This window comes from Microcosmobacter mediterraneus, assembly GCF_031846265.1.
Taxonomy (GTDB): Bacteria; Bacteroidota; Bacteroidia; order Flavobacteriales; family Flavobacteriaceae; genus Microcosmobacter; species Microcosmobacter mediterraneus.
On sequence record NZ_JAVRIA010000001.1, the window covers coordinates 715253 to 741939 of the forward strand.

Consider the following 26687-nt stretch of genomic DNA (forward strand, 5'->3'; position numbering starts at 1 on the left):
ATTCTATGAGTAACGATTTAAGTAACTACAGAAAGGTTTATAGTAAAGGAGAATTATTAATTGATACCTCACCAGAAAACCCATTAGATCTATTTCAGAATTGGTTTCATGACATTGATTCTAATTTCCCTGAAGAAGAGACTAATGCTATGTCATTAGCTACTATAGGTTTAGATGGTTATCCCAAAAGTAGAGTAGTGCTGTTAAAAAAGTTCTCTAATGAAGGTTTTACTTTTTACACTAATTATAATAGTGAAAAAGGAAAAGCTATTATAAATAACTCTAATGTATGCTTATCATTTTTTTGGCATGGTGCAGAACGCCAAGTTATTATTAAAGGTAAAGCTGAGAAAATAAATGAAAATTTAAGTGACACTTATTTTAATTCAAGACCAAGAGGTAGTCAACTTGGTGCATTGGTATCTAATCAAAGCGAAGTTGTAGATAGAAATCAATTAGAAGAAAAACTTATAGCCTTAGATAATCAATTTAAAGGCAAATTAATTCCTAGACCTAAACATTGGGGAGGAATAATTGTAAAACCTATAGAAATTGAGTTTTGGCAAGGAAGACCTAACAGATTACATGATAGAATCCGTTATAAACTACAAAAGGATTTTAACTGGATAAAAGACCGATTATCGCCATAATACATAAAAAATACTGATTTTTCTTACTAAAAAATACATTTCATCGAAAAATAGTACTTATTAGCGATTATTTAATTTCATCTTTTTTATATTTAAATCGTTAAACAAATAGTGCGTTAAAAACCGCCCCGTTTTTAAGCACTAAAAATAAACTTAACCGCTTATGAAAGTTTCTACTATGTTGCCTATTATGGCTATTGTGGCAGTATTGAACTTTACATCTTGTTCAAGTGAAAGCCTTCCTGAAGATAATGCAAATGCTATTAACTTAATTGATGCACCTGTAGCAAAAGATATCGAAATGGATATTTTACAGTTAATAAACGATTACAGATTAGAGAATGGATTTACAGCATTAAATAACCACAATATTATTAAGTCTGTTGCTTTTTCTCATACAGACTATATGATTGAAGTTGATAATGTTTCGCATGATAATTTCTTTGAAAGAAAAACAAGCCTTCAACAAAACGCTAATGCTATAAGTGTTTCAGAAAATGTAGCGTATGGATTTAGTTCTGCTCAATCTGTTGTAAACGCTTGGATTAACAGTCCAGGACACAAAGCTAATTTAGAAGGAGACTATACAGATTTTGATATATCAGCCGAACAAAACGAAGAAGGCGACTGGTATTTTACAAACATATTTATAAAGCGTTAATGCTTTAAGTTGATTGATAGCCCTAAAAACCGTGAATTTATGTCACGGTTTTTTTTATATCACAATTTTAACGTTATAGTTTTTGAGATCATCTAAGTAGTTTTTATGTGAAAAATCTTCATGATCAAACTCATCTCTACGCTTCCGTTTCATTTCGTTTCGTTTTAAAGCTTTAAGAAAACGTCTTACTTCTATTTCTTGATCCAAAATTATACCAGCGACTGTTTTCTTATGACCATTGTCATCTTTAGCTACCATAGTGAAATAAGAAGAATTACAATGCTTTATTTTACCTGTTTGAATATGTTCTGATTCTACACGTATACCAACAACCATAGAGGTTTGACCAACATAATTAATAGAAGCTTTCATGGTAACAAGTTCACCAACTTCTATTGGGTTTAAAAAATCTACGGTGTCTACTGATGCAGTAACACAATAGGCTTCTGAGTGTTTAGAAGCACAAGCAAAAGCTATTTGATCCATTAAGTTTAATATATAACCACCATGAATTTTTCCACTAAAGTTAGAGTGAGATGGTAACATCAGTTCTGAAATGGTAATTCTAGAGGCTTCAATAGATTTAAACATGGTGTTGTTTAGTATTAAATTAAAACAAAGTATACTAAGCCTGTAATTATGGCTATCCCAAAACTAATTAAGGTACCAATGAGAATATACTCTGTTAATTTTCTATGCTTAGATTCTTTTAAATCTCCAAACCTAAAGACAGATTTTGCTGTGATTAAAAAACCTACAGCTTCCCAATGGCCAGTAATTATAAAAATAAAAACGAGTATGCGTTCTAATATGCCAATATATTTACCAGCATCTTCTAAGGATTCATTGTCTTTAGTAAGCTCTTCAATATTCCATTTGCTGAAAATTGTTCTCATAATTATTGACACAGGAATCGTTAAAAACAAAAGACAGGTTAGTAATAATAAGTTGTTTTCTGTTATTAGTTCGTTTGCATTAATACTTTCATCAGATACTATATAGTAAGCCACTACAATGGCAATAATATGTAGCAACTGATCTATAAAAAAAAGTAAACGCTTAGTTTTTTTCTTCTGCAGAATAAGTTTTAGTGCATCAACTAAAAAATGTATGGCTGCAATACTAAGTATTAGTTTCCATTCAGAAAAATCCCAAACAAATAGAAACATCAGTAGGATATGGATACCTATGTGAAAGTAAAGTTTTAAAGATTTTAGCTTTTTTTCTTCCTTTTCTTCAACCCAAGATTGTGGCTGCAATATAAAATCACCTACAAGATGAGCAAGTATGAGTTTGGTTAGTAATATCATTGTATTAAAATAGCAATTTTTTCCCTGAAAAGACGGTTTAATTCTTGGATTTCCTCAAAGTATGCACGTTTTAAACGTTTGCTTACAGCTTCTTGGTTTATGCCTAATAGCTGTGCCAAATCTTTTTGTAGTTTGTTCTTGTGCTCTAAACTTAGCTTGACGGTTTCTGCACTATTAACTGTCCAATTATCCATGGCAATTAAAGCCAATTTAAAATAAAGATTCAACTCCTTATTAAGATTGTTATGAGATGTTTTAATCTTGAGGTTTGTTTTCTCTTGCTTTAAAAGCTCTAAAGTTCCTCCAGAATACTGAAATACCTCGCCATTAGATTCACTTACCTTATCGCCTTGAAACGTTTTATCTCCTATACCTATAGCGAGCCTTATATCAATACCTTTAATACATTTTAGGCAAGACTTAATGTAAACTGCATGTTCAAAACTATCAAGAAAGTCTTTTACCTCTATCTGAAAGCTATCACCTCTAAATATTTCGTATGTCCTGTTATCACCTTTAGACAGATACTCTAGGCACTGCTTTAACTGCGATAGCCAAAGACCTTGGTCGTTAAGGCTTCTAGAGTTAATGATATCTCCTGTAATAATACTTGTCATAATATTCCTTATTTATGGAATAATCAAATATATGCCATATTTATGGAATAAACAAATATATTCCTTTTTAAAGGAATGTTAGCGATGATTTATTGCTCGTCTTCCGCACGTTTTAAAATAGCTTCAGGAAGCGATTTTTTGGCTTTAGCTCCCATTTTCTTGAGTTTTTCAACACTAGTGATAAGATTACCACGACCTTCAACTAATTTATTCATAGCAGAAGAATAGTCATTTTTGGCAGCATCAATCTTTTTACCAACTCCTGTTAAATCGGTTACTAAGCCTTCAAATTTATCATACAAAGCACCAGCTTGTCTAGAAATTTCAATAGCATTACGTTGTTGCTTTTCGTTATTCCACATCGTATCAATCGTTCTTAATGTAGCCAGAAGCGTGGAAGGTGTAACGATAACGATATTTTTTTCAAAAGCTTTATTATAAAGAGTATTGTCTTCGTTTATAGCAATAGCAAAAGCAGGTTCAATAGGAATAAACATTAAAACAAAATCTGGTGATTCTATATCGTAGAGATCTTCGTACTTTTTTTCTGAGAGTTGCTCAATATGTTTTTTTATAGAGCTTAAATGTGCTTTTAAGTACAATTCTTTTTCACTATCCTCTGCATTGACATAACGATTATAGTCTGTAATAGATACTTTAGAATCTATGATCATTTTCTTATTATCTGGTAGATGGATCACCACATCTGGCATTACTCTAGAGTTGTCTTCTAACTTAAAGCTTTGCTGCACAAAATACTCTCTATCTTTCTCTAAACCAGATTTTTCTAAGACGCGTTCTAAAACTAATTCACCCCAATTTCCTTGTGTTTTGCTGTCGCCTTTTAAGGCCTTTGTAAGATTGGTTGCCTCTTTGGTCATTTGCAAATTAAGATCTTTTAAACCCAATAACTGCTCTTTGAGAGCGGAATGCATACTGATACTTTCTTTTTGAGAATCTTCAACCTTTTTCTCAAAAGTCTTTATCTTTTCTTCAAGTGGATTTAAGATATTTTTTATATTCTCTTTATTCTGAATGGTAAACTTCTCTGATTTCTCTTCTAAAATTTTATTGGCTAATAATTCAAAATCTTTTCGGAGTTGTTGTTGTCGCTCTTCTAATTCTTGATCTCGTTTTAAATTAAGCTGCTGTAAATTATCAAATTCAGTAGACTTTCGAGTTAATTCAGTATTTAAAAATTCTTTTTCACGACGTATGTCTTCTCTATCGTGCTCTAACTTTGAAAGGTTAGCTTTTAAATCATCTATAGTTTTACTTAACTGACTTTGTCGCTCCTGTAGCGAACTTTGTTCGCCTTTACTTTTTAGTTTGGTGATTACCATTCCAATATATGCACCAATTGCTGCAGACACTAAAATAGCAAGGATAAGAATAAGGTTATCGTTCATATAAAAAGTAAAAGATGCTTATATAGTCTTAGTAATACAGCACCTTCAAAGATAATTAATTTGTATTGTTGTGAAAGAGAATTTAACCTATTTCTTAACTCTAAAACTTCCAGTAGAATTATCAAAACCTATCAGATCTTTCGGGAAAAGTGTTTCAAAAACACCTTGTTCTATTAGCTTGCCTGGTGATTGAGATACAACATCTTTTTCTCTCATAACAATCATGGAGTCACATAATTGTATGGCTAAATCTATTTCGTGAGACGAGAACAGAATAGTTTTGTTAGTTTCTTTAACTAGTTTTTGTAGTAATTTAAGTATATATGCCTTATGATACATATCTAAATGCGTTGTTGGCTCATCTAAAATGATTAAATCTGTATTTTGAGCTAAAGCTCGAGCTATCATAACTTTTTGTAATTGACCATCACTGAGTTCGTAGCATTTTTTATCTTTAAGTTCTTCAGTGTTAGTTTTTATTAATGCTTCAGTAATACTATATATATCGTCTTCGGTTAACTGACCAACCCAATTGGTATATGGCTGTCTCCCTAAAGCAACGAGTTCAAAAACCGATAAATTTTTGGAAGCAACAGATTCGGTAAGTACTAAACTTAAGCTTTTTGCTAATTCTATGTTAGTAAAGTTTTTAATGCTTTTGGAGTTTATAAAAATATCACCATCTAAAGGTGGTTGAACTTTTGTTAAGGTTCTTAATAAAGTCGACTTACCAATACCATTAGCTCCAACAAGACCTACCAAAGTACCTTTTTGTAGTTCTATATTGATATTAGAAGCAATTACTGAACTTTGTTTTTTCGAGTAGTATCCAATCGATAAATGTTCAGTTTTTAACACAATATGTTTAATATTTTCAATCACTAAAAATTAAGCTTACGTTGTTTTACTAATAACCAAATAACTACTGGAGCACCAATAAGAGATGTAATAGCATTAATTGGCAATGTATAATCTGATGAAGGTAATTGTGCAACACCATCACAGATGAGCATTATTATAGCACCTGACAAAAGCACAGCTGGTAAAAGTATACTGTGGTTTGTGGTGTTAAAAATCTGTCTCGTTATATGCGGAACAGCTAAACCTATAAAAGCAATTGGTCCAGCGAAAGCGGTTATTGTACCTGCTAAAAGACTCGTTGCGATAATAATAATAAATCTGCTTTGCTTAATGTTTAGTCCTAAACTCTTAGCATAATTCTCACCGAGTAATAAGGTGTTTAATGCTTTTATTGAACGTATACTTAGCAGTAATCCTAAAAAATAAATTGAGGCGAAAATCAACAATTCAGACCAGGATAAGTTACCAAGGCTTCCAAATCCCCAAAAAATATACTGTTGTAATTGTTCTGCTGAGCTGAAATAGGAGAGCACGCTTACTATAGCAGCTGTTATACTTCCAAACATGAGTCCTATGATGAGTATAGCCATTGTATCTCTTACTCTAGAAGATACTAGCATTACTGCTAATAACACCAAGAAACTGCCTAAACTCGCTGCTATGATAATACTCCATTTTGAAATGAGTACCATAGAAAACCAACCACCAAAAACACCAGCTCCTAAAATTACAATAGCAACACCCAAACTTGCTCCAGAACTAATACCTAACACAAAAGGTCCTGCTAATGGATTTCTAAATAGTGTTTGCATTAATAATCCAGAAATACCAAGACCTGAGCCTACTAAGATGGCAGTAAAAGCCTTAGGTAATCTATAATTCTGAACAATAAATTCCTTATTTGTGTAGTCAGATGATTTCACTAAAAAACTATCTATGATTTCTGTAAAAGATATAGATACAGAACCTAGACTTATGTTTCCTATAAAGCATAATACTAATAGTATAACTAAAAGAATGAAACTGTTTTTATTTGATTTTAATAATGGCAACTATTGTAGAGGTTTAAAAAACACTGTTGTATAATCTGGTAGTAGTTTTGGATGACAGACTTTAATAATATCTTTTAGCACCAAATCTGGTCTAGCTGTACCTAATTCATAATATAAAACACCACCATTTTTCCCTTTAGTATTTGAGAAAGAATAGATTTGTTTTGTTTTAAAAGCATCAAATTGAGTATATAATTCACTTGCTTTTTCTAAGTCTTCATAAGATGTATAATACGAAGGACTCAACCAAATATCAGCAGACTTTGCTTTATTAAAAACGGTTTCAAAACTTAATGCTAAACTGCCTTTATCATAAGTATTTTCCCATAAATAATTAACATTAGCATCTTTTAAAAATTGTGCTTCAGGACTTGAGCCATTAGGTAAGTACCAAACGTCTTTATACATAGCTCCACTAAGAATAGTTGGTTTTCTTTTTGTGTCTTTAGTTAGTAACTGTGCTTTTCTATAATTAGTTTCAATAGTTTTAAATATGGAATCTGCTTTTTGTTCTTTATTAAATAAAACACCAAAAAATTTAATCCATTCTGCTTTAGCTAAAGGCGTTTTTTCAACCCAATCACCATTATATAAAACAGGAATATTAGCTTTAGATATGGTTTCAAAAGTTTTATTTACACCATCTACACCAAAACCTACAACTAAATCTGGTTGTAAGTCCAATATTACTTCAGTATTAATACCTTCATTTTTACCAAGCTCTCTCACAAGTCCATTATCTATTCTAGTTCTCGTCTTTTTGGATGAGATATAATCACAACCCGGAAAACCAACTAGTGCATTTTCAATACCTAGCAATTCTAAAGCTGGAATATGAGTAGTTGATGTAACTACAATGCTTTTAATCTTATGATCTATTATAGATTCAAATGCTTCAGATTTATAATCAACAAAAGAATTTTTATTTGTAATTGCATATTTATAAACTTTTTGAGATTTTGGCCATGGGCTTTTGATGGTTAATACTTTGTAGTCTCCGAAGTACTTAACACTAAAACCTTCTGCATACTTTATATGCATCGATTCACCTTCCATCTTATCTAGTATTAGATTTGAAGTTTCAGATTTACAGCTTAAAAGAAGTATAAGAGATAAAAAAAATATCTTTTTCAAAATATGAGGATTTCAAGATCAAAAATAAGATTAAAAGCTTAATTTCGCTCAGAATTTTGGTTTCATTCGTTGTTTTGAATGAATTAAAAGGGAATCTGGTGTAAGTCCAGAGCTGTTCCCGCAACTGTAAGCTAAGTCTATCAAGATGCTTACTACTAACTTCAAAACCACTGATTCTATAGAATTGGGAAGGTAAGTAGTAAGACGCAAGTCAGGAGACCTGCCAAATTCAAACATAAAAGTCAAACTTTCGGGATAAAAGTTTACGTAAGATAGTCTTACTATTCTCGATTAATTCGTATTACAATGCACAACAGAACAAGAGTTCTTATTGCAATATTTTCTATTGCAACCACTTTAGGATTCGCACAAACCAAACCTAACGATTCCTTAAACATCCAACAACTAGATGAAGTCGTAGTAACAGATTCTAAATTTAAACTCAAACGTGAAAATTCTGGTAAAGTTATCACCAAGATTTCTCAAAAAGATATGCTACAACGCAAAGGTCAGTCTATTGCAGAGATTATTGCTACTACTGCTGGAATTGAAATTAATGGTGCAAGAAGTAATGCAGGGCAAAACTTAAGCTATTTAGTTAGAGGAGGACGTAATAGGCAGGTGGTTATTCTTATTGATGGTGTGCAAGTTACTGATCCATCTCAAATTGCTAATGATTATGATTTGCGTTTATTAAATTCTGACCAGGTAGAATCTATTGAAATTTTAAAAGGAGCATCTAGTACACTTTATGGATCTGGTGCTGCTACTGCAATTATTAATATTAAACTAAAAGAAGCTGCTAAAGATAAAGTGGCAATTTCTGTAAACAGTGCATTAGGAACCAACCAAGCAGAGAATGAATCAGATTATCGCTTAGAGGATTTTAGAAACTCTGTTGCCATTTCTGGCACAGTAGATAAGTTTAGTTTTCGTGCAAATTTTGGACAGCAGTTCACAGATGGTTTATCAGCTATTTCTAGTGGTATCGAGTCTGACGCCTTTAATTCGGTTAATGGTAAGTTACAATTGGGATATCAATTCTGTGATAATTTTAAACTAGGTGTTTATGCTAGCTTTGATAATTTTGATGCTGATTTTGATGATAGTTTTGGTATGGCTGATGCAGATAATGTATCTGAAACTGACCAATATAGAATTGGTTTAAATTCTGAATTTAAGTATACTGGAGGAAGTATTGTACTTAATGCAGCTTACAATGATGTTGAACGTAAGATATCATCAAGCTTCCCTTCTCGATTTAATGCACAGAGTTTCATTATTGATGCTTATAATAAGTATAATTTCGATAATAAATTTTATACTATAGTTGGTGTTAATGCTCAAAACAATAGGATGGAAAGTTTCTCTATTCAATTTGGCTCTAACAATTTTTCTCAAGATATTAATCCAGATGATGCTAATTTTACCATCATAGATCCTTATGCCAATGTGGTATATACTTCGGATTTTGGGTTATCTGTAAACGCTGGTGTTAGGCTTAATAATCATAGTGAATATGGATCACATTTTGTTTATAGTTTAAATCCTTCCTATAAGAAGGACTTTGATTTTGGATACCTCAAAGGATTGGCAAGCTATAGCACTGCCTTTATAACACCATCTTTATTTCAATTATTTGAGCCATCATTTGGAAATGCAGATTTAGAGCCAGAAGAAAACGCTACTATAGAACTAGGAGCAGAAATTGGAATTAACAATAAAGGAATATTTAGTTTAGTATATTTTAATAGAGATGAAGAAAACTTTGTAGATTTTGTTGATACTGGAAATTTTGTATTCCAATATCAAAATAGCCAAAAATCTTTTACAGCGAATGGTTTTGAATTCACTGGACAATATAAATTTAGTAAGTCGTTTACAGTAAATGCAAATGCTACTTACACTAAAGTTGAAGATAATTTAAATTTAAGGATACCTGAATTAAAGGTAAATACAAGACTAGATTACCAATTATGTGATGCTACTTTACTTAGTTTATCATATCAGTTTAATGATGAACGAAACGACTCATTTTTTAATAACAGCACTTTTATGAGTGAAACACTAGTTCTAGAATCTTTCAATATACTAGACCTTTATATTAGTCATAAACTATGTAATAATATGACCCTTTTTGCTAATATTTCAAATTTGCTTAATGAGGATTACCAGGAATTATTTGGGTTTACAACACGTGGACGAAACGTAACTTTAGGTTTTAATTTAAATCTATAAACTTTTGTAGTATGAAAAAGCCGCTTAATAAGCGGCTTTTTTTATTTGTTCAATTGTACTGTCGACTGTTCAATAAAGAGTTCTTTTTCAAAAGGCTGTTGTCCTAATATAGTTTTAACGTATTCAAAATCAATATTAGAATTTCCGATTCTACCTAAGCCTTGAATATCTGCAATAGCTGCAGCTAATAGAGGTTCATTTACATCACCAAAGGTTCCAAGACTGTATACGCTCTCACTTAATGGTATATTAGGTGTAATACCTGAATTAGGTACAGCATCATCGTTTACATTTATAGAGTTTGCTACTAAAGGCTGCATAGCATAAGTATGATTAGGATTTACGTTAGTAGTATTGGTAAACTCAGGTGAATCGTAAATAGTAATCGAAGCTTGAGTTTTTCCTGCTGTATTAGTTCCTATTTGAACAACTTCTATATATGGTCTTAAACTATTTATTATTAATTCACTTGCTGAAGCTGTTTGCTCAGTGGTTAATACATAAACTTTATCTAGAGCTATGCTATTAAAATCATTAACAAATGGAAAGGTTGCATTATTATTTTGAAGCGTTTCGTTATAAACTAATTTTGAAAATGTATCACCAGTAAACTGTCCAGTAATCATACTCCCTAAAGCTTGAGCTACATCTACACGACCACCACCATTATAGCGTAAATCTAATACTAGATGTTGCACATTATTAGCTGCGAAATCTCCAAAGGCTGAATTAAGCTCATCAACAAAATCAGCTCTAAAACCTCTGTATAATAAATACCCAACATTTTCGCCATCTACATCTATTATTGAACTAGTATTCACAGGGTTTTCTGTAAATAAAGATTTAGTAATTGCAACAGTATTTCCATTAGATTCAAAGTCATCGTCTGAAATTTCTGGTGTACCATTATCCAAATAGTCTGCATAGTGTAAGGTGAAAGAATCTGACGCTAATAAAGTATTAACATTATCTGCTGTTAATGAAATACCATCAATTTGATTAAAAAAATCTCCGCGTTGTATTCCAGAAGTTTCGGCAGGACTATTTTTTGCGACTAAATAAGTTACTAAAATAAACTCTGAGGGATTAGAAGGATTTTCAAATCCGAAGAATCGTATTCCACTTGAAAGTGATGTGCCAGTTAAGGCTTGCTGTAATGCTATATAATCAGAGGTAATGAGACTAAATCTATCTATAATATTTGGTTGAAATAATAGACTTTCAAATAAACTTTCGGGCGAATCAAAACTTTGCAAGTATTCTGTATAGGCCTGATCAGATCCAAATCTATCATCTGCTAAATCTGAAATTTCTTCTTTATATAAATAAAAAATATTCATGCCTTTCCAAACAAAATCTTGGACTTCTAAATTAGAAAATTGAATATTATCATCTTGATCTTCAAAACAAGAATTTAGAATTAAAGCACAGGAGAATAGTAGGAGAAGAGATTTGTAATGTTTCATTTTCTTTTGTTTTAGCAATTAACCGTGTTATCAGTCTTATAAACCCTAAATTTACTTACAATATTGTAGTAATAAAAAAAAAGTTACAATTGTATGTAACAAAAGTTTTACTATCTCGTCGTAATTATGAAAAGGGATAAAAACCGATTCAACCAATCAAACAAAATGACACAGACTGATTTTATACAGTTAGTAATGCCTTTTAAGGATAAAGTATTCAGACTTGCTAAACGTTTGTTAGTCTCTAGAGAAGAAGCAGAAGATGCTACACAAGAAATTTTACTTAAACTCTGGAAAAACAAACACAAGATTGAAGAGTATAAAAATGTAGAGGCATTTTCTATGACAATGACTAAAAACTTTTGTCTGGATAGATTAAAATCTAAACAGGCACAAAATTTAAAAATTGTTCATAGTAATTATCAAGATAATAATGTGTCATTACAAAAACAGGTAGAAGCTAATGATAGCGTAGATTGGGTTTCTAGAATTATCGAAGATCTACCTGAACAACAAAAAATTATTGTTCAGTTAAGAGATATAGAACAGTATGATTTTGAAGAAATTGCAGAGATGTTAGATATGAATCCGACTGCCATTAGAGTGGCACTCTCTAGAGCAAGAAAAACAATAAGAGAAAAATTAACTAGTACACATAGTTATGGTATTAAATAATATAGAACAATTACTAGAAAAGTACGATAATGCAGAAACTTCCTTAAAAGAAGAACAGATGCTTGGTGAATATTTTGCACAAGATAATGTCCCAGCACACCTAGAATCTTATAAGGTTATGTTTCAGTACTTTAAAAATACTAAACAAGAGCATTACACTAAAGACGTTCCATTAAAACCTAAGAACACAAAAACTTTGTATCAATGGATTTCTGTTGCAGCTGTAGCAATTGTTATGTTAGGAATTTTTATTCCTAGAATAGACTCATTTTTTGGAGGATCATATGTTATGAGTCCAGAAGAAAAAGAAGTGTATTTAAAAACCAAAGACGCATTAGCTATGTTGTCTTCTAATTTCAATGATGGTGCTTCCAATATTGGCTTACTCAATGTTGCATCCTCTAACTTACAAGAAGGCTTTAATAGCATTAATGCATTAAACGTAGCATCTTCGAATTTTGAAAAAGGTGCACAACATATTAATTATGTTGGTGAATTCTCAAAACAAACAAGCAAATTATTAAAAACAAGTAATTAATTAAATTAAAGAAATCATGAAATCAAAGATTCACGTAAACAAAACAATAGAAATGATGAGTAAAAAGTTAGTATTAATCCTAGCCGTAATTTTAATGCCATTTGCAGCAACTGGTCAAAGTATTTTTGATAAATACGAAGATTTAGATAATGTTACAACCGTTGTAGTAAACAAAAAAATGTTTAGCATGTTAGCTAAAATGGGAGTAGATGTAGATGATCCTGAAGCTCAGGAAATTATTGATATGGCAAAAAACATCACTGGTTTAAAAGTTTTTACCACAGGAGATGAAAAAATCTCTGCTGATATGAAAGCTACAGTTAAAAAATACCTTAACGGTTCTGATATGGAAGAACTAATGCGAGTTAAAGATGGTGATCAAACTGTAAACTTTTATATAAAAGAAGGTAAAGATGAAAACCACGTAAAAGAGTTATTAATGTTTGTTAATGGCATTAAAGAAATGACTCAAGGTCAGAATATTGAAATCAATGGTAAAAAGCGTGAAATTGAAACCGTTTTATTCACCTTAACAGGAGATATTGATCTAAGAAAAATTGCTAAACTTACAGAAGGTATGAATGTGCCTGGTGGCGAGCAATTAAAGAAAGCACAAAAAGGTAATTAAGATAAGCATGTTATCATTAATCAAAAGAACAGTAGTACTAGGTATTTTGGTTGTAGCATTTACCAGCTGCAACCAAAATCCTACGTTACAGACCTATTATGTAGATAATGAGTTAAGACCTGGTTTTACAACTTTAGATATTCCTACAAGCTTTGTAGGCTTGGATGAAAAAGAACTTACACCAGAACAACTCGATGCGTATGAGTCTGTAGATAAGTTAAATATGTTGGCCTTTGTTTTAGATGAAAACAATAAGGAGAACTATGAGGTAGAACTCGCAAAAGTAAAAACTATTTTAGAAAACCCTAAGTATGAAGAACTCATGCGAGGAGGCAATACTACAGATGGTAAATTTGTAATTAAGCTTCTTGGTGAAGAGGATGATATCGATGAGATTATACTTTTTGGTTCTGCTAATGAAAGAGGATTTGCTTTAGTAAGAATATTGGGTAATAGTATGAACCCAGAACACATCATGTCGTTGGCAAGTGCTTTAGAATCTAAAGATTTTAAAGATACAGACATGACTCAATTTACAAACTTTTTTAAGTAAAAGAGTACGTATTTAAATGTTAATAGTAGAGGCCACTAATCGTTAGATTGGTGGTTTTCTTTTTCTGTAATAGACCAGTTTCCTTTAGCTGCAATGAGAATCATAAGACCAATTAATAGTCCAAATAAAATGGCTTGAATGATTAAATAGTCAAGTACCTTAAATATACCAGCAGCAAAAAAACCAATAGTTATGAGTGCTGTACATATAATAGCAAAAATATCGGTAGTAAATTTTAGTCTCATATGCCTGTATAATTTGCAGGAGTAATTTGTTTTAATTCCGTTTTAATGTCATTAGAAACTTCTAAGGTATCAATAAAACTGGATATAGAATGTTGTGTTATAGCTTCATTAGTTCTCGTTAACCCTTTTAAAGCTTCATAAGGGTTTGGGTACCCTTCTCGTCTTAATATAGTTTGAATTGCCTCAGCTACAACAGCCCAATTATGTTCTAAATCTTGTTCAAACTTTGCTACATTTAACAATAATTTATTTAAACCTTTTAATGTCGATTTAAACCCTATTAATGTATGGCTGAACGGGACACCAACATTACGTAATACAGTACTATCTGTAAGATCTCTTTGTAGACGCGAAATAGGTAGCTTAGCAGAAAGGTGTTCAAAAATAGCATTTGCCATACCTAAATTTCCTTCGCTATTCTCAAAATCTATAGGATTAACTTTATGTGGCATTGCAGAACTTCCTACTTCTCCTTTTTTAATTTTCTGCTTAAAGTAATCCATAGAAACATAGGTCCAAATATCTCTATCTAAATCTATAAGAATTGTATTAATTCGTTTTAAACAATCAAATAGCGCAGCCATATGATCATAATGCTCTATTTGTGTTGTAGGGAAGGAATGCTGTAATCCTAATTTTTCTTGCACAAAGCGAGACCCAAAAGCTTTCCAATCTATTTTAGGATATGCTACTTTATGGGCATTAAAATTACCTGTTGCACCACCAAACTTAGCAGCACTTGGTATATCATTTAATAAATTAAATTGCTCCTCTAAACGAACAACAAACACTTGTATTTCTTTACCAAGTCTTGTTGGAGAAGCAGGTTGTCCGTGAGTACGTGCAAGCATGGACACCTCTGACCATTCTTTAGATAACTCTTTTAAACGTTCCAAAACTTTAAAGTATTCTGGCACATAGCTATCATTCATAGCTTCTTTGATACTTAATGGAATAGCAGTGTTGTTTATGTCTTGTGAAGTTAAACCGAAGTGAATAAATTCTTTAAAGTCACTTAATCCTAGTGTATCAAATCTTTCTTTAATAAAATATTCAACAGCCTTTACATCATGGTTAGTTACCGATTCAATATCTTTAATTGCTTGAGCGTCTTTAGCTGAAAATGTCTTGTAAATGGCTCTTAAATCTTCAAATTTAGTTTCATCTACACCAGATAATTGTGGCAAAGGAATTTCACAAAGTGCAATAAAATATTCTATTTCTACTAATACTCTATATTTAATCAACGCTTCTTCTGAAAAGTAGTTTGTTAATTCTGAAACTTTGTTTCTGTAACGACCATCTATGGGTGATATGGCATTTAACGATGTCAAGGACATGTGTTTTGGATTTGATTTTTTGAAGTCGTAAAGATAGTTAGTTTTTAGTAGTTAGACGTTGGTTTTTAGTGTTTAGTTGTTGGTGTTAAATTTATTACGACTTAAAAAACAAAACACCTGAAAGAAGGCAGTATAATCTAATTTTTTTTAATCTTCTTGAGAATATGCCTTGCTCTAGCTTTGAAACCAGAACTTTGCATCTGAAAATCACGCTCTAAAATGAGAACTAATTCTGGATGAATCCAGTCATAATCCTGCCCTAAGAGATACAAGGAATTCATAGAGTAGGCTTTAGGTGCAATTTTCTCATCATTAATCATCCAATCAAAGCAGTTCTCGATAATCTGGTCTTTCATCTTAGCAGTTAAGACGTTTTTAACAGTTTCATCATCCTTATAATACGCTTCAATAAGATATTCACATATTTTAGCCATTGGTCTAACCGCAGGATCAAGATGTACACGATGCATCTCTGACAATAAACGCTCTGTAAGAGGTAAAATAGCATGCAAATTTTCACGAGCAACAAACTCTAACAACCAAGCTGCTCTGGCAGAATGTTTATCATCTACTCTTAATAAAATATCTAAAACCTTAGGAAGTAAATCAGGATTATTGATTACTAAGTCTGCGTAACGTTTTCTATTGTCTCTAGAATGATTTACATAAGATAATTCTTTATATAGTTCTTCTGTTGTCAAATTAAAGTGCTAAAAAATATCTATTCGAGTGTTTTTTTTCAAAAACAATGTGTCGATAATTTAATTATGGTAAATTTACTTGTTTTAGTTATTATTTTCTTCGAAAATAACTCTAACTGATGTAAATTTAAACCAAATTTCACAAAATGAAACTAGTAAAACGTATACTCCTAGTACTTTTAATTGCCTTTGTTGTTGCTCAATTTTTTGGTCCAGAAAAAAATGAAGGCGATTTAGCTAGTATCGATGCTTTTATAGCAGATACAAATCCTCCTGAATCTGTTCATAAGACTTTAAAAACAGCTTGTTTTGATTGCCACAGCGCAGTGACACGTTATCCTTGGTATAATAAAATTACACCAGTAAATTATTGGATGGCAAACCATGTAGATCATGGTAAAGGTCATTTTGATGTTTCTAAATGGAATAGTTATTCTACAAAAAAGAAGGATCATAAACTTGATGAACTTATTGAAATGGTAGAAGATGGTGAAATGCCATTGAACTCCTACACTTGGACACATGGTGATGCTCGCTTAACTGAAACACAGATCACTGAAATGATTGCTTGGGCTAAAGGTGTACGCTTAAAATATAGTTTACAGCCAAAACCAGAGTAGTATTAAATCATTACTTATCATAGGTCATGTGTGGCCAGAACCTAAAAGTTCTGCAGCTGGTAGTCGTATGCTACAGTTGATAACACTTTTTAAGGACGATGGTTACGAAATTACTTTTGCTTGTTCTAATAACAAAACTGAAAATGCTTGCTCTTTAGAGACCTTAGGTATTACAGAGATTTTAATACAACTTAACCATGATAGTTTTGATGATTTTATAACTAATCTTCAACCTACCATAGTTCTTTTTGATCGTTTTATTTCTGAGGAGCAATTTGGTTGGCGAGTTTCTGAATTTTCGCCACATAGCTTGCGTATTCTTGACACAGAGGATCTTCACGGTTTACGAAAGGGTAGAACATTAGCAGTAAAGAATAATAAAGAATTTAATAGTGAGTACTTGCTTAATGATACTATGAAACGTGAGTTGGCTAGTATATATCGTTGTGATTTAAGTTTAATTATCTCTAAAGTAGAAATGCAGTTACTTACAGACGATTTAAAAGTAGACTCAAAATTACTCCATTACATTCCTTTTTTATTAGAATCAATTACTAAAGAGGATATTGCAAAACTACCATCATTTGAATCGCGAAAAGATTTTGTAACTATTGGTAATTTTTTACATGAGCCCAATTGCGATGCAGTATTACAGCTAAAGCGATACATTTGGCCTATCATAAAAAAAGCCTTACCCAAAGCTAATTTACATATTTATGGAGCCTATGCTTCTCAAAAGGTAAAGCAATTACATAATACGAATGAAGGTTTTTATGTACATGGTTTTTCTGAAGATGTAAATACAATTATGCAGCAATCAAAAGTATGTTTAGCACCTTTACGATTTGGCGCAGGTTTAAAAGGAAAAATTTTTGATGCTCTAAAAAATGGAACACCTAGTATTATGACTTCAGTAGCAGCTGAAGGTATTTTTTTAGATTCAGAAACTAATAACGATATACAAGATTCTCCTGAAGCTTTTGCTCAAAGAGCTATAGAATTACACACTTCTAAGTGTGAATTTTATGATTCTCAAAATATTGGTTTTAATATACTTAACACTAACTTTTTAAAGTTAAATTTCATTTCTAATTTTCAAGCAGAAGTTAGTAGAATCTTAAGAAATTTGAATACACATCGCTTACAAAATGTAACAGGACAAGTACTGCAGCATCAATCCTTACAGAGCTCTAAATATTTAAGTAAATGGATTGCTGAAAAAAATAAATGATGACCTTTTATTAATCTAGCGATACTATGGTATAAATCAATAAAACTATACCATAATGAAAACCCTTTTTAAAACCTGTTTAATCCTTTTTGCCATTTTACTATTATCAAGTTGCTCGTCCGATGATGAAGGCAATGTTACTTTAAGTGCAGAAGGCGAATGGTTACTAACGTCACTATCTGTAGAATCATCCTTCGATTTTAATAACGATGGTACTGCCTCAAGAGATTTAGCACTAGAAACTATGTGTTACGCTGGCAATTATATAGACTTTTTTAATGATAATGATGTGGAAATCTCTGTAGACTTTACTTATATTTTTGTAAACAACCAGAATATGCAAGATTTCCAATGCCAGCAAGGTTTTGGTCTTAATTCTACTTGGATTCAAAATGGCAACACTGTTACTGTAGAAAATGGAGATGATGACATAGTAGGCACTATTTCTGGTAATACCTTAACCGTTACTGTGATTGATGGTTTTGAAATAGAAGTCTACAACGCAGTAACACAGCAAATTGATATCGTAGATGAAGACTTTACCATAATCTTCACCAAATCATAATATATTAGTTAAGTTAGTTTTTATTAAACCACTTTAAGCTTAGTCTTGGAGTGGTTTTTTTGTCTAATATGCTTAATTATTTTTTTGGATAGGACATAGTACCACAGTGCAAAAGCATACAATTAGGTACATTACCATTATTATGACAATAATCTAACTTAAGACCGATTAATAATGGTGTTTTAGAAGTGTTATGGTTTTGTTTTAGCCAATTGCAATGCTTAAAATTTTCTGTTGTGTCATTTATAAAAAAAGCATTAGGAATGATACCACAAATTTTAGCAGGACTAGGACGTAGAGTACCAATTGCAAATCTAAAGGTTTCATTGGGTTTCAATATTTGTTGCAATTTAGGTTGTTTATGACGACGATAAATGTCATTAATCATACTATCGGTAATTTCAAATCCATCAAAGGTCCACTGCTCTGGTAAAATAACAACTTTAAATTTGTCGTCACTTTCTTTTAATGGATGATCATAGTCTAAATTGAAATTCGTAGAAAATTGAATAGGAATAGTACTATCATTACTAATGGTAACGGAAATATAAGTTATAGCATAGGTATTTTGTAAAGAGTCTGTAAATGCCAAACCACGATTAATTCCATTGTTTATGAGCAATCCACTTTTTAAATTATAACCATTGATAACATTTGAATCTTGCACTTTAGAAGGAGAATACTTTAAACATGAACACAAAAACATGAGTAAAACGTATCCAAGAATAGTATAAGACTTCATAATCATTAAATGTTTTTCTAAAACTATTAAAATGTCGCCTTAACTGCCGTTTTTATTTGTGAAAAAAGTGTAAAATTTAGAATTCAAATTGAAATAGATTTGTATTATTCAAAAATGTAAAGTATATTTGTCATATAGTAAAATTAGTTTTACTTAATATGAAATGTATTTGTTGTTATGAATAAAGAATCTTTTATAGACTGTGAGCGTAATCGTATACTTAGTGTACTAAATTTTAGATTGCCATACTATTTTAAATATATAGGAGCTGTTTTAGTAGTCAGCTTTTTTAGTCTAATACTATTAAAATCACAATTTCCAGAGCACATAGAACTTATGCGAAATATTGGCAGAAAAGTATTTGTAATTGGTTTACTCTGTATTTCTTTAGCCCGAGATAAAGAAGAGGATGAGATGACTAATGCTATTAGATTGCAATCGTATACCATAGCTTTTATACTAGGTGTTATCTATGCCGTTATTATGCCTTATGTAGAGTTCGGTGTTTCTAATGCAGTGCAGTCTGGAGGTGAATCCTTTAAAGATTTAGGTGATTTCCAAGTGTTAAGTTTTATGTTCTTAATTCAACTAGGATTCTATTATACTTTAAAACGCAACCGTTAATGGAGAATCGTATTAAAATAGAGCGAGCCATTTTAAATATTACTCAAGATGAGTTAGCCAAACGCATTGGTGTATCTAGGCAAACTATTAACTCTATTGAAGCCAATAGATATGTGCCTTCAACGGTTTTGGCATTAAAGCTCTCTGGAGAGTTTGGTAAACCTGTGAATGACTTTTTTAAATTGAGTAACGATGATTAGTAGTCTTTCTAAAATAGCCTTAATGATTTTCTTCTAAACAATTATTTACTTTTTTTCCAGGTTTTATAAGCTTTAGATTTTACTAGTGCCTCTAAAATGTTTTCACCATTTTCATCTTTTTCCTCAATGTATTCAATAAGATCTGATTTCTCATAATCTTGCGCTAGCTCGTCCAATAATTCAATAGCATCATCAAACTGCTCACTATGAGTTAGTAATGTAAGCTTGGCAGAATAAGCCTCAAAAAACGCATAATTTTCAATGATAAACTCATAGTTTTCCATTGCCTTTTCCGTATTATCCATCGTATAATACAAATGCGCTTTCATGAGTCGTAAGAAATCATCCTTAGTTTCTTCCTCTAACTGATCTATATAACCCATTGCTTTTTCGTACTTCTCTAAAGCTGTGTAGTAATCAATGTATAGGATATTTAGTGTAGAGTCATAAGGAAATGTTTCCATAAGATCTTCAATACTTGCATTATAAGCATCCATATCAAATGACATTGCATATTGTGATTTTAACAATAAAAAGAATTTATCGTCTTTAAGATCACCTTTTACTTTAAGTAAAGATTTATAAGCTTTTTCAAAACTACCTTTCTTTGCTAATTTAATAGCATCTTGAAGAAATCCATAATCTTTCCTAGAGCTATCCATACCAAATACCTCTGCAAGTTTATTTTTTGGTAATGCAAGTATTCCTAATCTGCCAACAGTTGCAGAAAAATGCTCACCTGTGAGATAGATATAAACATCACTAAACATAAATTTTCCATCAACTAGACATAGTTTATAATCATGGTAATTAATACCTTCAGATTCCGAATAAAAACGAAATAAAGCATAATACGTTTGTTCTAATTTCTCGTAACGTAAACCAATAAAATCATAATATGCATCTGCATTATATTCAGCAATTAACTTATTAGGAAAGCCAGATAATCCTTTAGTTACACCTTCTAAAAACCCTTTGTAGTATGGAGTAACTTCTTCAAGCTTCATTTCCTTTCTAATTTGCTCTTTAAAACTATCAGTATGCCATTGTTTTAAAAACTGCTGAGGCTCATCATTCTGAATACTTTCTTCTAATGTTGTTCCTAAAGCATAAGCTAATTCTTCGTTATTTGCATTTTCTGAAACATATTGTGTTTTAGACTGAGCATTAGATAACGTTATTACGAAAATGAAAAAGAATGATATGAATTTGATCATATTATTGAAATTAGTTTAGTAAATTAATAAAAGTTTGAATGCCTTGTGTAGCAGACTCTGCAATAGTAACAATTTTTGAGTTCCTAACCAATGCTGGATTAGGATCTATATAATAAATAGCTGTATGTTCTCTAACATAATGCATTAAACTGGCTGCAGGATAAACTTGCATTGAGGTACCAATGATAAGTAAAATATCTGCAGTTTCACAAATGTTAATAGCTTTTGGTATTAATGGTACATCCTCTCCAAACCATACAATATGTGGTCTTATCTGATATCCTTCTTTGCATAAATCTCCTAATTGAATATCCGATTTACACGTAAACACATCTGAAGAATCGTAGGTGCTTCTTGCTTTTAATAATTCACCATGCAAATGTATAACGTTAGTACTTCCTGCACGTTCGTGCAAATCATCTACATTTTGAGTTACTATACTTACTTTATAATCATGTTCCAAATTGGCAAGTGTTAAATGTGCTGCATTAGGCTTTACGGTGAACAATTGTTGACGTCTTTGATTGTAAAAGTCAAGAACTAATTTAGGATTGTTTTTAAATCCATCTGGTGATGCTACTTCCATAACATCATGACCTTCCCATAAACCATCGGCATCTCTAAAGGTTTTAATTCCGCTTTCTGCACTTATTCCTGCTCCAGATAAAACGACAAGATGTTTCATGGTCTAAATATATAAAAAAGAGTAGAGTAGTAGACCTCCTAAAAATACTAAAGTGCGCTGAGGGTACAACACACTTTAGAAAGGGGCTTAACAATTACTGGTTAAGCTCAATTGTATATTTGGGTTCGTTTTAATCATTTAAAATATAGAAATATGATCTTCTATTTAACTGATGTTCTTCTTTAGAACATCTAACACCATTAGAACATTTGTTCAGTAATTGTGTTTCACCATAACCTATTGCGCTTTCTATACGTTTAGCATCTATACCACGAGAAATGATATAATCTCTTGTAGATTTTGCACGTCTGTCTGATAATTTCATGTTGTATCGATCTCCACCACGACTATCTGTATGCGATTCAATTTTAATAACCATATCTGGATTATTACGCATTACATCTACAATATTTTCTAATTCGTATTGCGCATCTGTTCGTATATTCCATTTATCAAAATCAAAGAATATAGGATTTATAACAATTTGGTTATCATTAATAAGTGGCTCTAGCGTAAGATCTGCAGTGATTACTTTTTCGTTTTCATCATCAGTTCTAACAATTTTCTGATCGTCTTTATAATCATCTTTAGTACCAACAACAGTAACTGTTGTATTACATTCAACATCGTTAAATTGATATGAACCATCAATACCTGTTGTAACTGTATTGATTACTTTTCCAGTTTCGTCTATTAAACGTACTTCTACATTAGATAAGACATCGTTAGTTTTAGAGTCTCTTGCAACACCTGTAATAGTCTGTACACATTTATAAGCATTAAAACCGTAAATATCATCGTTTCCTTTTCCGTTTGGACGGTTAGAAGAGAAATATCCGTATTTATGCTCATCTGCACTATCTATAAAAAAGGCAAAATCATCATATCCACTATTGTAAGGCGCTCCTAAGTTTTCTGGCTCAGATGCTTCACCTTTAAGGTTATTAGACTTATAAATATCCAACAAGCCTAGGTTTAAATAACCGTCTGAAGAAAAATAAAGCGTATTGTCTTTTGAAACAAAAGGAAACATTTCTCGACCTTCAGTATTTACACCTTCACCTAAGTTTCTTGGTTCGCTATACTTACCATCTTCCATGATATCTACAACATATATATCGGTTTGCCCAAGACCACCTTCGCGATCTGAAACAAAATATAGCTTTGTATTATCTGGGCTCAAGGTTGGATGACCAGTAGAGTAGATATCATCATTAAACGGTAATTCTTCTATATCTTCCCAGCTGCCTTCTTCATCTAAAGTAGCTTTGTATAACTTAAGGTGTGTAGTTCCTTTCTTGTCATAATCCAATCGGTTTCTACCGTCTACATTATCTCTTGTAAAGTAGATTGTTTTACCATCGTTAGAGATAGCTATAGAAGCCTCATGGTATTTAGAATTGATTCTAGATGAGTTTATCTGGCTCGCAGTTCCAAATTTTAATTGACCATTGTCTTCCTTTTCTACTGTAACTTGATACAAATCTAAGAATGGTTCATCATTCCAAGAATAAGCCTTTTCATCATCACCACCTTTAGCAGAAGCAAAGTACATAACACCTTCGTGTACGTAAGATCCAAAGTCTGAATTTTCAGAATTTATCGGTAAATTTTCAACATTTACAATTAAGTCTGAATCTATTTCTGATAATTTACTAAATACATCCACATTATCTGGATTATATTTAATTCTACTATCACCAGCTTGTATCTCTTTAAACGTATTAAACCATTGATTAGCTTTTTCATACTCACCAATTGATCGTAATGATTGAATATATTTATAAATAACCTCGGCATTTACTTTGCTATATTTGTTTACAGCTTTTCCATACCATAAGGCTGCTTTTTCAGAATTAGAATTGTTATAATAACAATCACCTAATCTTGTTAAAACATGCTCACTGCTATCGCCTTTTTGCACAGCTTCTTCATAAAGCTCTGTAGCTTTAATGTAGCCATAATTGCTAAAAAACTTATCAGCTAACTTTTTTTGCGCTATTAGAGCTGTACTGCTAAGTGCAAAACATAGTATTAATAATTTTGTTTTCATAGTAACAGTCTTTTAGAAGTATCTTGGGGATTTAATTCGTTTGCTCTTAAATATTTCGAACATCACAAGGATTTCATGCGTTCCACTTGTATATGGTCTTAAATCTGAAATAGGATATTCGTAAGCATAACCAATTCTCAATTGTTTTGATATTTGGAAATCTGCTAAACCACCTATCGCTGCAGCTTGTTCGTTAATTCTATAACCAGCTCCTAACCAAAATTTCTCCATAAATAAGAAATTAGCAGTAAGATCAAAAGATAAAGGTGCTCCATTAGTTGCTTTAACTAAGAATGCTGGCTTAAATTTAGTGTTTGCACTAATATCAAATACATAACCACCAGTGAAGTAATAACTTACACGCTCTAAAGCAGCAAAGCCATCATCTCTATTTAGGTTAGTGGTTAAGATTCTTGGCGCTGAAAGGCCTAAATACCAACGGTTAGAGTGCCAATAAGCACCTGCACCTACATTAAAATTCCAACGATCTTGAATTCCAAAAATAGTAGGATCAAAAGATTGATCGTTCTGGAATTCAGAATCTAAACCATAATGTGTAAAACCAGCTTTAACTCCAAAAGCTAATTTGGTATTTACACCAGTTTGAATAGTGTATGAAAAATCACCATAGATATATGAAAAATTTTCATAACCAAGCTCATCATTAATAAATGATAAACCTAATCCCACTTTTTCGTTTCGCATTGGTGCATGAACAGAAAGTGTTTGCGTAACAGGACCTCCTTCGAGACCAACCCATTGACTTCTGTGCAGACCAACCACACTTAACGTTTCTCTACTTCCTGCGTAAGCCGGATTAATAGAGATGGTGTTATACATGTACTGAGTAAATTGAGGCAACTGTTGTGCCATGCTACTCAAGCAACTGAATAGTATAATAGCCGTTATATAATACTTAATTAACTTCATAGGTTAAGTTTTAATTTGTAGCCACGTAGATTGGTCCAGCAAATGGTTGCAATCCACTATTTCTTAAGTTAATAACATAATAATACGTTCCTGTAGGAACTTTTCCTGCGCTTCCTACAGAAGCTTTTATTGTTGTTCCATCCCAATCGTTTTGATAGTTGTTGTTTTGGTAAACAACAGCTCCCCAACGATTAAAGATTTGTAATTCTATTGTAAATCCGCAAGTATCAATTCCACCAACAGTAAAGAAATCATTAATATTATCACTGTTTGGTGTTACTGCTTTAGAAATCATAACATCACTCTGTCCACATGGCAATACTGCACAATCATCATCGATTGTAATAGTTGCTTGCACTTGTGATGGACAATCTGTGTTAGAATCTGTATACATAACTATATAGTCTCCAACAGTTAGTCCTAGAGGATTTAAGAAGTTTCCATTTAATGTTGCATTTCCTGAAACAACTTCCCATGTTCCGTTTTCATCTGTATTACCTGAGATTAAGTTGAATAAATCATAGTCAAAATCTTCTTCGTTACATAAATCATCAGTCATTGCTGTTAATGTATTTGCCACATTAACATCTACATTCTGTGTAAATACAGCTGAATTTCCACAATCATCAGCTACAGTCCATTCTCTAACTATAGTGTAATTTAAATTGACATCTGAGTTTTCAGTAGTCTCATTATATGTTACCGAAATATTATCTGAACAGTTATCTTCAAATACTAATTCTGGTACGTTAGGAATATTGCCACAATCTGCAGTAATATCGTTTAATTCGCCAACTAATGCAGGTGCAGTTGTATCCTGTACTGTTAATATTTGAATATGAATTGTTTCATTTCCACATACATCTGAAGCAGTCCAAGTTCTAGTAATAATTGCTTCACCATCACAACTTCCAGCTTCTTGAGCTTCATTAAACGTTAAAGTAGCTTCAGAACAATTATCTGTAGCTGTAAGTATTACTTCTTCAGGAATAGCATCACATTCTACTGATGCGTCACCTGGTAAGTCCTCATTAAATACAGGACCTGTTGTATCTTGAACCGTTAAGGTCTGAGTATGAATTGTTGCATTACCACATGTATCAGTAGCTGTCCATATTCTTGTTATAATAATTTCACCTTGGCAATCACCATCTTCTTCTAGTTCTTCAAACTCTAAAGTTGTATCTCCACAAGCATCAGTAGCTGTTAGTATAGCAGCTGAAGGAAGTTCATCACATTCTACTGTGACATCAGTAGGTAACTCTTCGTTAAATATTGGTCCTGTTGTATCTTGAGCTGTGATTGTTTGAGTATAAACCGTTTCATTTCCACAAGCATCAGTAGCAATCCATTCCCTGGTGATAATAGTTTCTCCAATACATGCACCAACTTCATCCTCTTCAATAAATACAACTGTGGCCTCACTACAAGCATCTGTTGCTGTTAGTATAGCTGCTGAAGGAACTGCATCACACTCTACAGTGATATTAACAGGAAGATCTTCATTAAACGTTGGAGGTGTCGTATCCTGAACAGTTAATGTTTGAGTATGAATTGTTTCATTTCCACAGTCGTCTGCAGCCGTCCAGATTCTTGTTATAATAATTTCACCATCACATGTACCATCAGCTTCAGTCTCTGAGAACGTAACTGTTGCTATACCACAATTATCTGTTGCAGTTAATGTAACTTCAGTTGGTACTGAATCACATTCTACAGGTTCATCAGCTGGTAAGGTCTCG

General features: G+C 31.9%; 29 protein-coding genes and 1 riboswitch. Of the genes, 12 read left to right on the top strand and 17 right to left on the bottom strand.

Annotated elements, in window-relative coordinates; all coding sequences use genetic code 11:
- The first annotated feature begins 5 nt into the window (after positions 1-5).
- A complete protein-coding gene (pdxH, locus tag RM697_RS03360; RefSeq protein WP_311426428.1) occupies positions 6-650 on the top strand; it encodes a pyridoxamine 5'-phosphate oxidase in 645 nt (214 codons plus the stop codon).
- A 163-nt stretch (positions 651-813) separates the two neighbouring features.
- Complete coding sequence (locus RM697_RS03365) at positions 814-1311, top strand: CAP domain-containing protein (RefSeq protein WP_311426429.1); 498 nt, start codon at positions 814-816, stop codon at positions 1309-1311.
- 54 nt (positions 1312-1365) lie between these two features.
- Here the strand turns inward: RM697_RS03365 and RM697_RS03370 are convergent, their stop codons facing one another.
- From RM697_RS03370 to RM697_RS03400, 7 genes are all read right to left on the bottom strand, one after another.
- Positions 1366-1902, bottom strand: a complete 537-nt coding sequence (locus RM697_RS03370; RefSeq protein ID WP_311426430.1) for an acyl-CoA thioesterase — start codon at positions 1900-1902, stop codon at positions 1366-1368.
- 14 nt (positions 1903-1916) lie between these two features.
- On the bottom strand, positions 1917-2621 hold the full coding sequence (locus RM697_RS03375) for a DUF3307 domain-containing protein (RefSeq protein WP_311426431.1): 705 nt from the start codon (positions 2619-2621) through the stop codon (positions 1917-1919).
- Positions 2618-3238 (bottom strand): transcriptional regulator, encoded by a 621-nt coding sequence (locus RM697_RS03380; protein WP_311426432.1) that lies wholly within the window; start codon positions 3236-3238, stop codon positions 2618-2620. Before RM697_RS03380 ends, RM697_RS03375 begins: the two co-directional genes overlap by 4 nt.
- A gap of 89 nt (positions 3239-3327) precedes the next feature.
- Complete coding sequence (locus RM697_RS03385) at positions 3328-4647, bottom strand: DNA recombination protein RmuC (RefSeq protein ID WP_311426433.1); 1320 nt, start codon at positions 4645-4647, stop codon at positions 3328-3330.
- Positions 4648-4734: 87 nt separating this feature from the next.
- Positions 4735-5505 carry an ABC transporter ATP-binding protein gene (locus RM697_RS03390; protein WP_432277876.1) on the bottom strand — a complete coding sequence of 257 codons (771 nt, stop codon included), beginning with the start codon at positions 5503-5505 and terminating at the stop codon, positions 4735-4737.
- 23 nt (positions 5506-5528) lie between these two features.
- Positions 5529-6560: a FecCD family ABC transporter permease gene (locus RM697_RS03395; RefSeq protein ID WP_311426435.1), complete on the bottom strand. Its 1032-nt coding sequence runs from the start codon at positions 6558-6560 to the stop codon at positions 5529-5531.
- Entirely contained in the window at positions 6561-7694 is a 1134-nt protein-coding gene (locus RM697_RS03400; protein WP_311426436.1) for an ABC transporter substrate-binding protein, read from the bottom strand.
- Between the two features lie 40 nt (positions 7695-7734).
- Positions 7735-7936, top strand: a riboswitch (cobalamin riboswitch).
- A 64-nt stretch (positions 7937-8000) separates the two neighbouring features.
- Between RM697_RS03400 and RM697_RS03405 the strand changes: the two genes are divergently transcribed.
- Complete coding sequence (locus tag RM697_RS03405) at positions 8001-9932, top strand: TonB-dependent receptor plug domain-containing protein (protein WP_311426437.1); 1932 nt, start codon at positions 8001-8003, stop codon at positions 9930-9932.
- 41 nt (positions 9933-9973) lie between these two features.
- On the opposite strand, the gene RM697_RS03410 is transcribed toward RM697_RS03405, so the two are convergent.
- Positions 9974-11398, bottom strand: a complete 1425-nt coding sequence (locus RM697_RS03410) for a GFO_1087 family putative carboxy terminal peptidase (protein ID WP_311426438.1) — start codon at positions 11396-11398, stop codon at positions 9974-9976.
- Between the two features lie 165 nt (positions 11399-11563).
- Here RM697_RS03410 and RM697_RS03415 point away from each other — a divergent pair, with 165 nt between their 5' ends.
- Genes RM697_RS03415 through RM697_RS03430 form a run of 4 tightly spaced genes read left to right on the top strand, consistent with a single transcriptional unit; the run spans position 11564 to position 13792 of the window.
- Positions 11564-12073: an RNA polymerase sigma factor gene (locus RM697_RS03415; protein WP_311426439.1), complete on the top strand. Its 510-nt coding sequence runs from the start codon at positions 11564-11566 to the stop codon at positions 12071-12073.
- Positions 12060-12611, top strand: coding sequence for a PG0215 family putative anti-sigma factor (locus RM697_RS03420; RefSeq protein ID WP_311426440.1), 552 nt, complete (start codon positions 12060-12062; stop codon positions 12609-12611). The genes RM697_RS03415 and RM697_RS03420 overlap by 14 nt, the downstream gene beginning before the upstream one ends.
- Positions 12612-12663: 52 nt before the next feature.
- Entirely contained in the window at positions 12664-13239 is a 576-nt protein-coding gene (locus tag RM697_RS03425) for a DUF4252 domain-containing protein (RefSeq protein ID WP_489753210.1), read from the top strand.
- 7 nt (positions 13240-13246) lie between these two features.
- Positions 13247-13792, top strand: a complete 546-nt coding sequence (locus RM697_RS03430; protein WP_311426442.1) for a GFO_1091 family lipoprotein — start codon at positions 13247-13249, stop codon at positions 13790-13792.
- Positions 13793-13827: 35 nt separating this feature from the next.
- Here RM697_RS03430 and RM697_RS03435 read toward each other — a convergent pair whose 3' ends face one another.
- The 3 genes from RM697_RS03435 to RM697_RS03445 form a co-directional block, all read right to left on the bottom strand.
- The gene (locus RM697_RS03435; protein ID WP_311426443.1) at positions 13828-14037 is read right to left on the bottom strand and encodes a hypothetical protein; all 210 of its coding nucleotides are present in this window, start codon (positions 14035-14037) and stop codon (positions 13828-13830) included.
- The gene (gene purB / locus RM697_RS03440; RefSeq protein ID WP_311426444.1) at positions 14034-15377 is read right to left on the bottom strand and encodes an adenylosuccinate lyase; all 1344 of its coding nucleotides are present in this window, start codon (positions 15375-15377) and stop codon (positions 14034-14036) included. Before purB ends, RM697_RS03435 begins: the two co-directional genes overlap by 4 nt.
- Positions 15378-15514: 137 nt before the next feature.
- On the bottom strand, positions 15515-16078 hold the full coding sequence (locus RM697_RS03445; RefSeq protein ID WP_311426445.1) for an adenylosuccinate lyase: 564 nt from the start codon (positions 16076-16078) through the stop codon (positions 15515-15517).
- Positions 16079-16224: 146 nt separating this feature from the next.
- On the opposite strand from RM697_RS03445, the gene RM697_RS03450 reads away from it, so the two are divergent.
- The 3 genes from RM697_RS03450 to RM697_RS03460 are packed head-to-tail and all read left to right on the top strand — an operon-like array spanning position 16225 to position 18494.
- Positions 16225-16698 (top strand): heme-binding domain-containing protein, encoded by a 474-nt coding sequence (locus RM697_RS03450; RefSeq protein ID WP_311426446.1) that lies wholly within the window; start codon positions 16225-16227, stop codon positions 16696-16698.
- 28 nt (positions 16699-16726) lie between these two features.
- Entirely contained in the window at positions 16727-17929 is a 1203-nt protein-coding gene (locus RM697_RS03455) for a glycosyltransferase (RefSeq protein ID WP_311426447.1), read from the top strand.
- Positions 17930-17984: 55 nt separating this feature from the next.
- Positions 17985-18494: a hypothetical protein gene (locus RM697_RS03460; protein ID WP_311426448.1), complete on the top strand. Its 510-nt coding sequence runs from the start codon at positions 17985-17987 to the stop codon at positions 18492-18494.
- A gap of 76 nt (positions 18495-18570) precedes the next feature.
- Here the strand turns inward: RM697_RS03460 and RM697_RS03465 are convergent, their stop codons facing one another.
- Positions 18571-19236 carry a hypothetical protein gene (locus RM697_RS03465; RefSeq protein WP_311426449.1) on the bottom strand — a complete coding sequence of 222 codons (666 nt, stop codon included), beginning with the start codon at positions 19234-19236 and terminating at the stop codon, positions 18571-18573.
- Positions 19237-19413: 177 nt separating this feature from the next.
- Here RM697_RS03465 and RM697_RS03470 point away from each other — a divergent pair, with 177 nt between their 5' ends.
- Positions 19414-19860: a hypothetical protein gene (locus RM697_RS03470; RefSeq protein WP_311426450.1), complete on the top strand. Its 447-nt coding sequence runs from the start codon at positions 19414-19416 to the stop codon at positions 19858-19860.
- On the top strand, positions 19860-20060 hold the full coding sequence (locus RM697_RS03475) for a helix-turn-helix transcriptional regulator (protein ID WP_311426451.1): 201 nt from the start codon (positions 19860-19862) through the stop codon (positions 20058-20060). Before RM697_RS03470 ends, RM697_RS03475 begins: the two co-directional genes overlap by 1 nt.
- Positions 20061-20101: 41 nt before the next feature.
- Here the strand turns inward: RM697_RS03475 and RM697_RS03480 are convergent, their stop codons facing one another.
- From RM697_RS03480 to RM697_RS03500, 5 genes are all read right to left on the bottom strand, one after another.
- Positions 20102-21277, bottom strand: coding sequence for a tetratricopeptide repeat protein (locus tag RM697_RS03480; RefSeq protein ID WP_311426452.1), 1176 nt, complete (start codon positions 21275-21277; stop codon positions 20102-20104).
- Between the two features lie 10 nt (positions 21278-21287).
- Positions 21288-21962 carry an SIR2 family NAD-dependent protein deacylase gene (locus RM697_RS03485; RefSeq protein ID WP_311426453.1) on the bottom strand — a complete coding sequence of 225 codons (675 nt, stop codon included), beginning with the start codon at positions 21960-21962 and terminating at the stop codon, positions 21288-21290.
- 130 nt (positions 21963-22092) lie between these two features.
- On the bottom strand, positions 22093-24015 hold the full coding sequence (locus tag RM697_RS03490) for an OmpA family protein (RefSeq protein WP_311426454.1): 1923 nt from the start codon (positions 24013-24015) through the stop codon (positions 22093-22095).
- 12 nt (positions 24016-24027) lie between these two features.
- Entirely contained in the window at positions 24028-24945 is a 918-nt protein-coding gene (locus tag RM697_RS03495; protein WP_311426455.1) for a PorP/SprF family type IX secretion system membrane protein, read from the bottom strand.
- A 10-nt stretch (positions 24946-24955) separates the two neighbouring features.
- On the bottom strand, positions 24956-26687 hold a 1732-nt coding region (locus tag RM697_RS03500), incomplete at its 5' end, for a T9SS type B sorting domain-containing protein (RefSeq protein ID WP_311426456.1).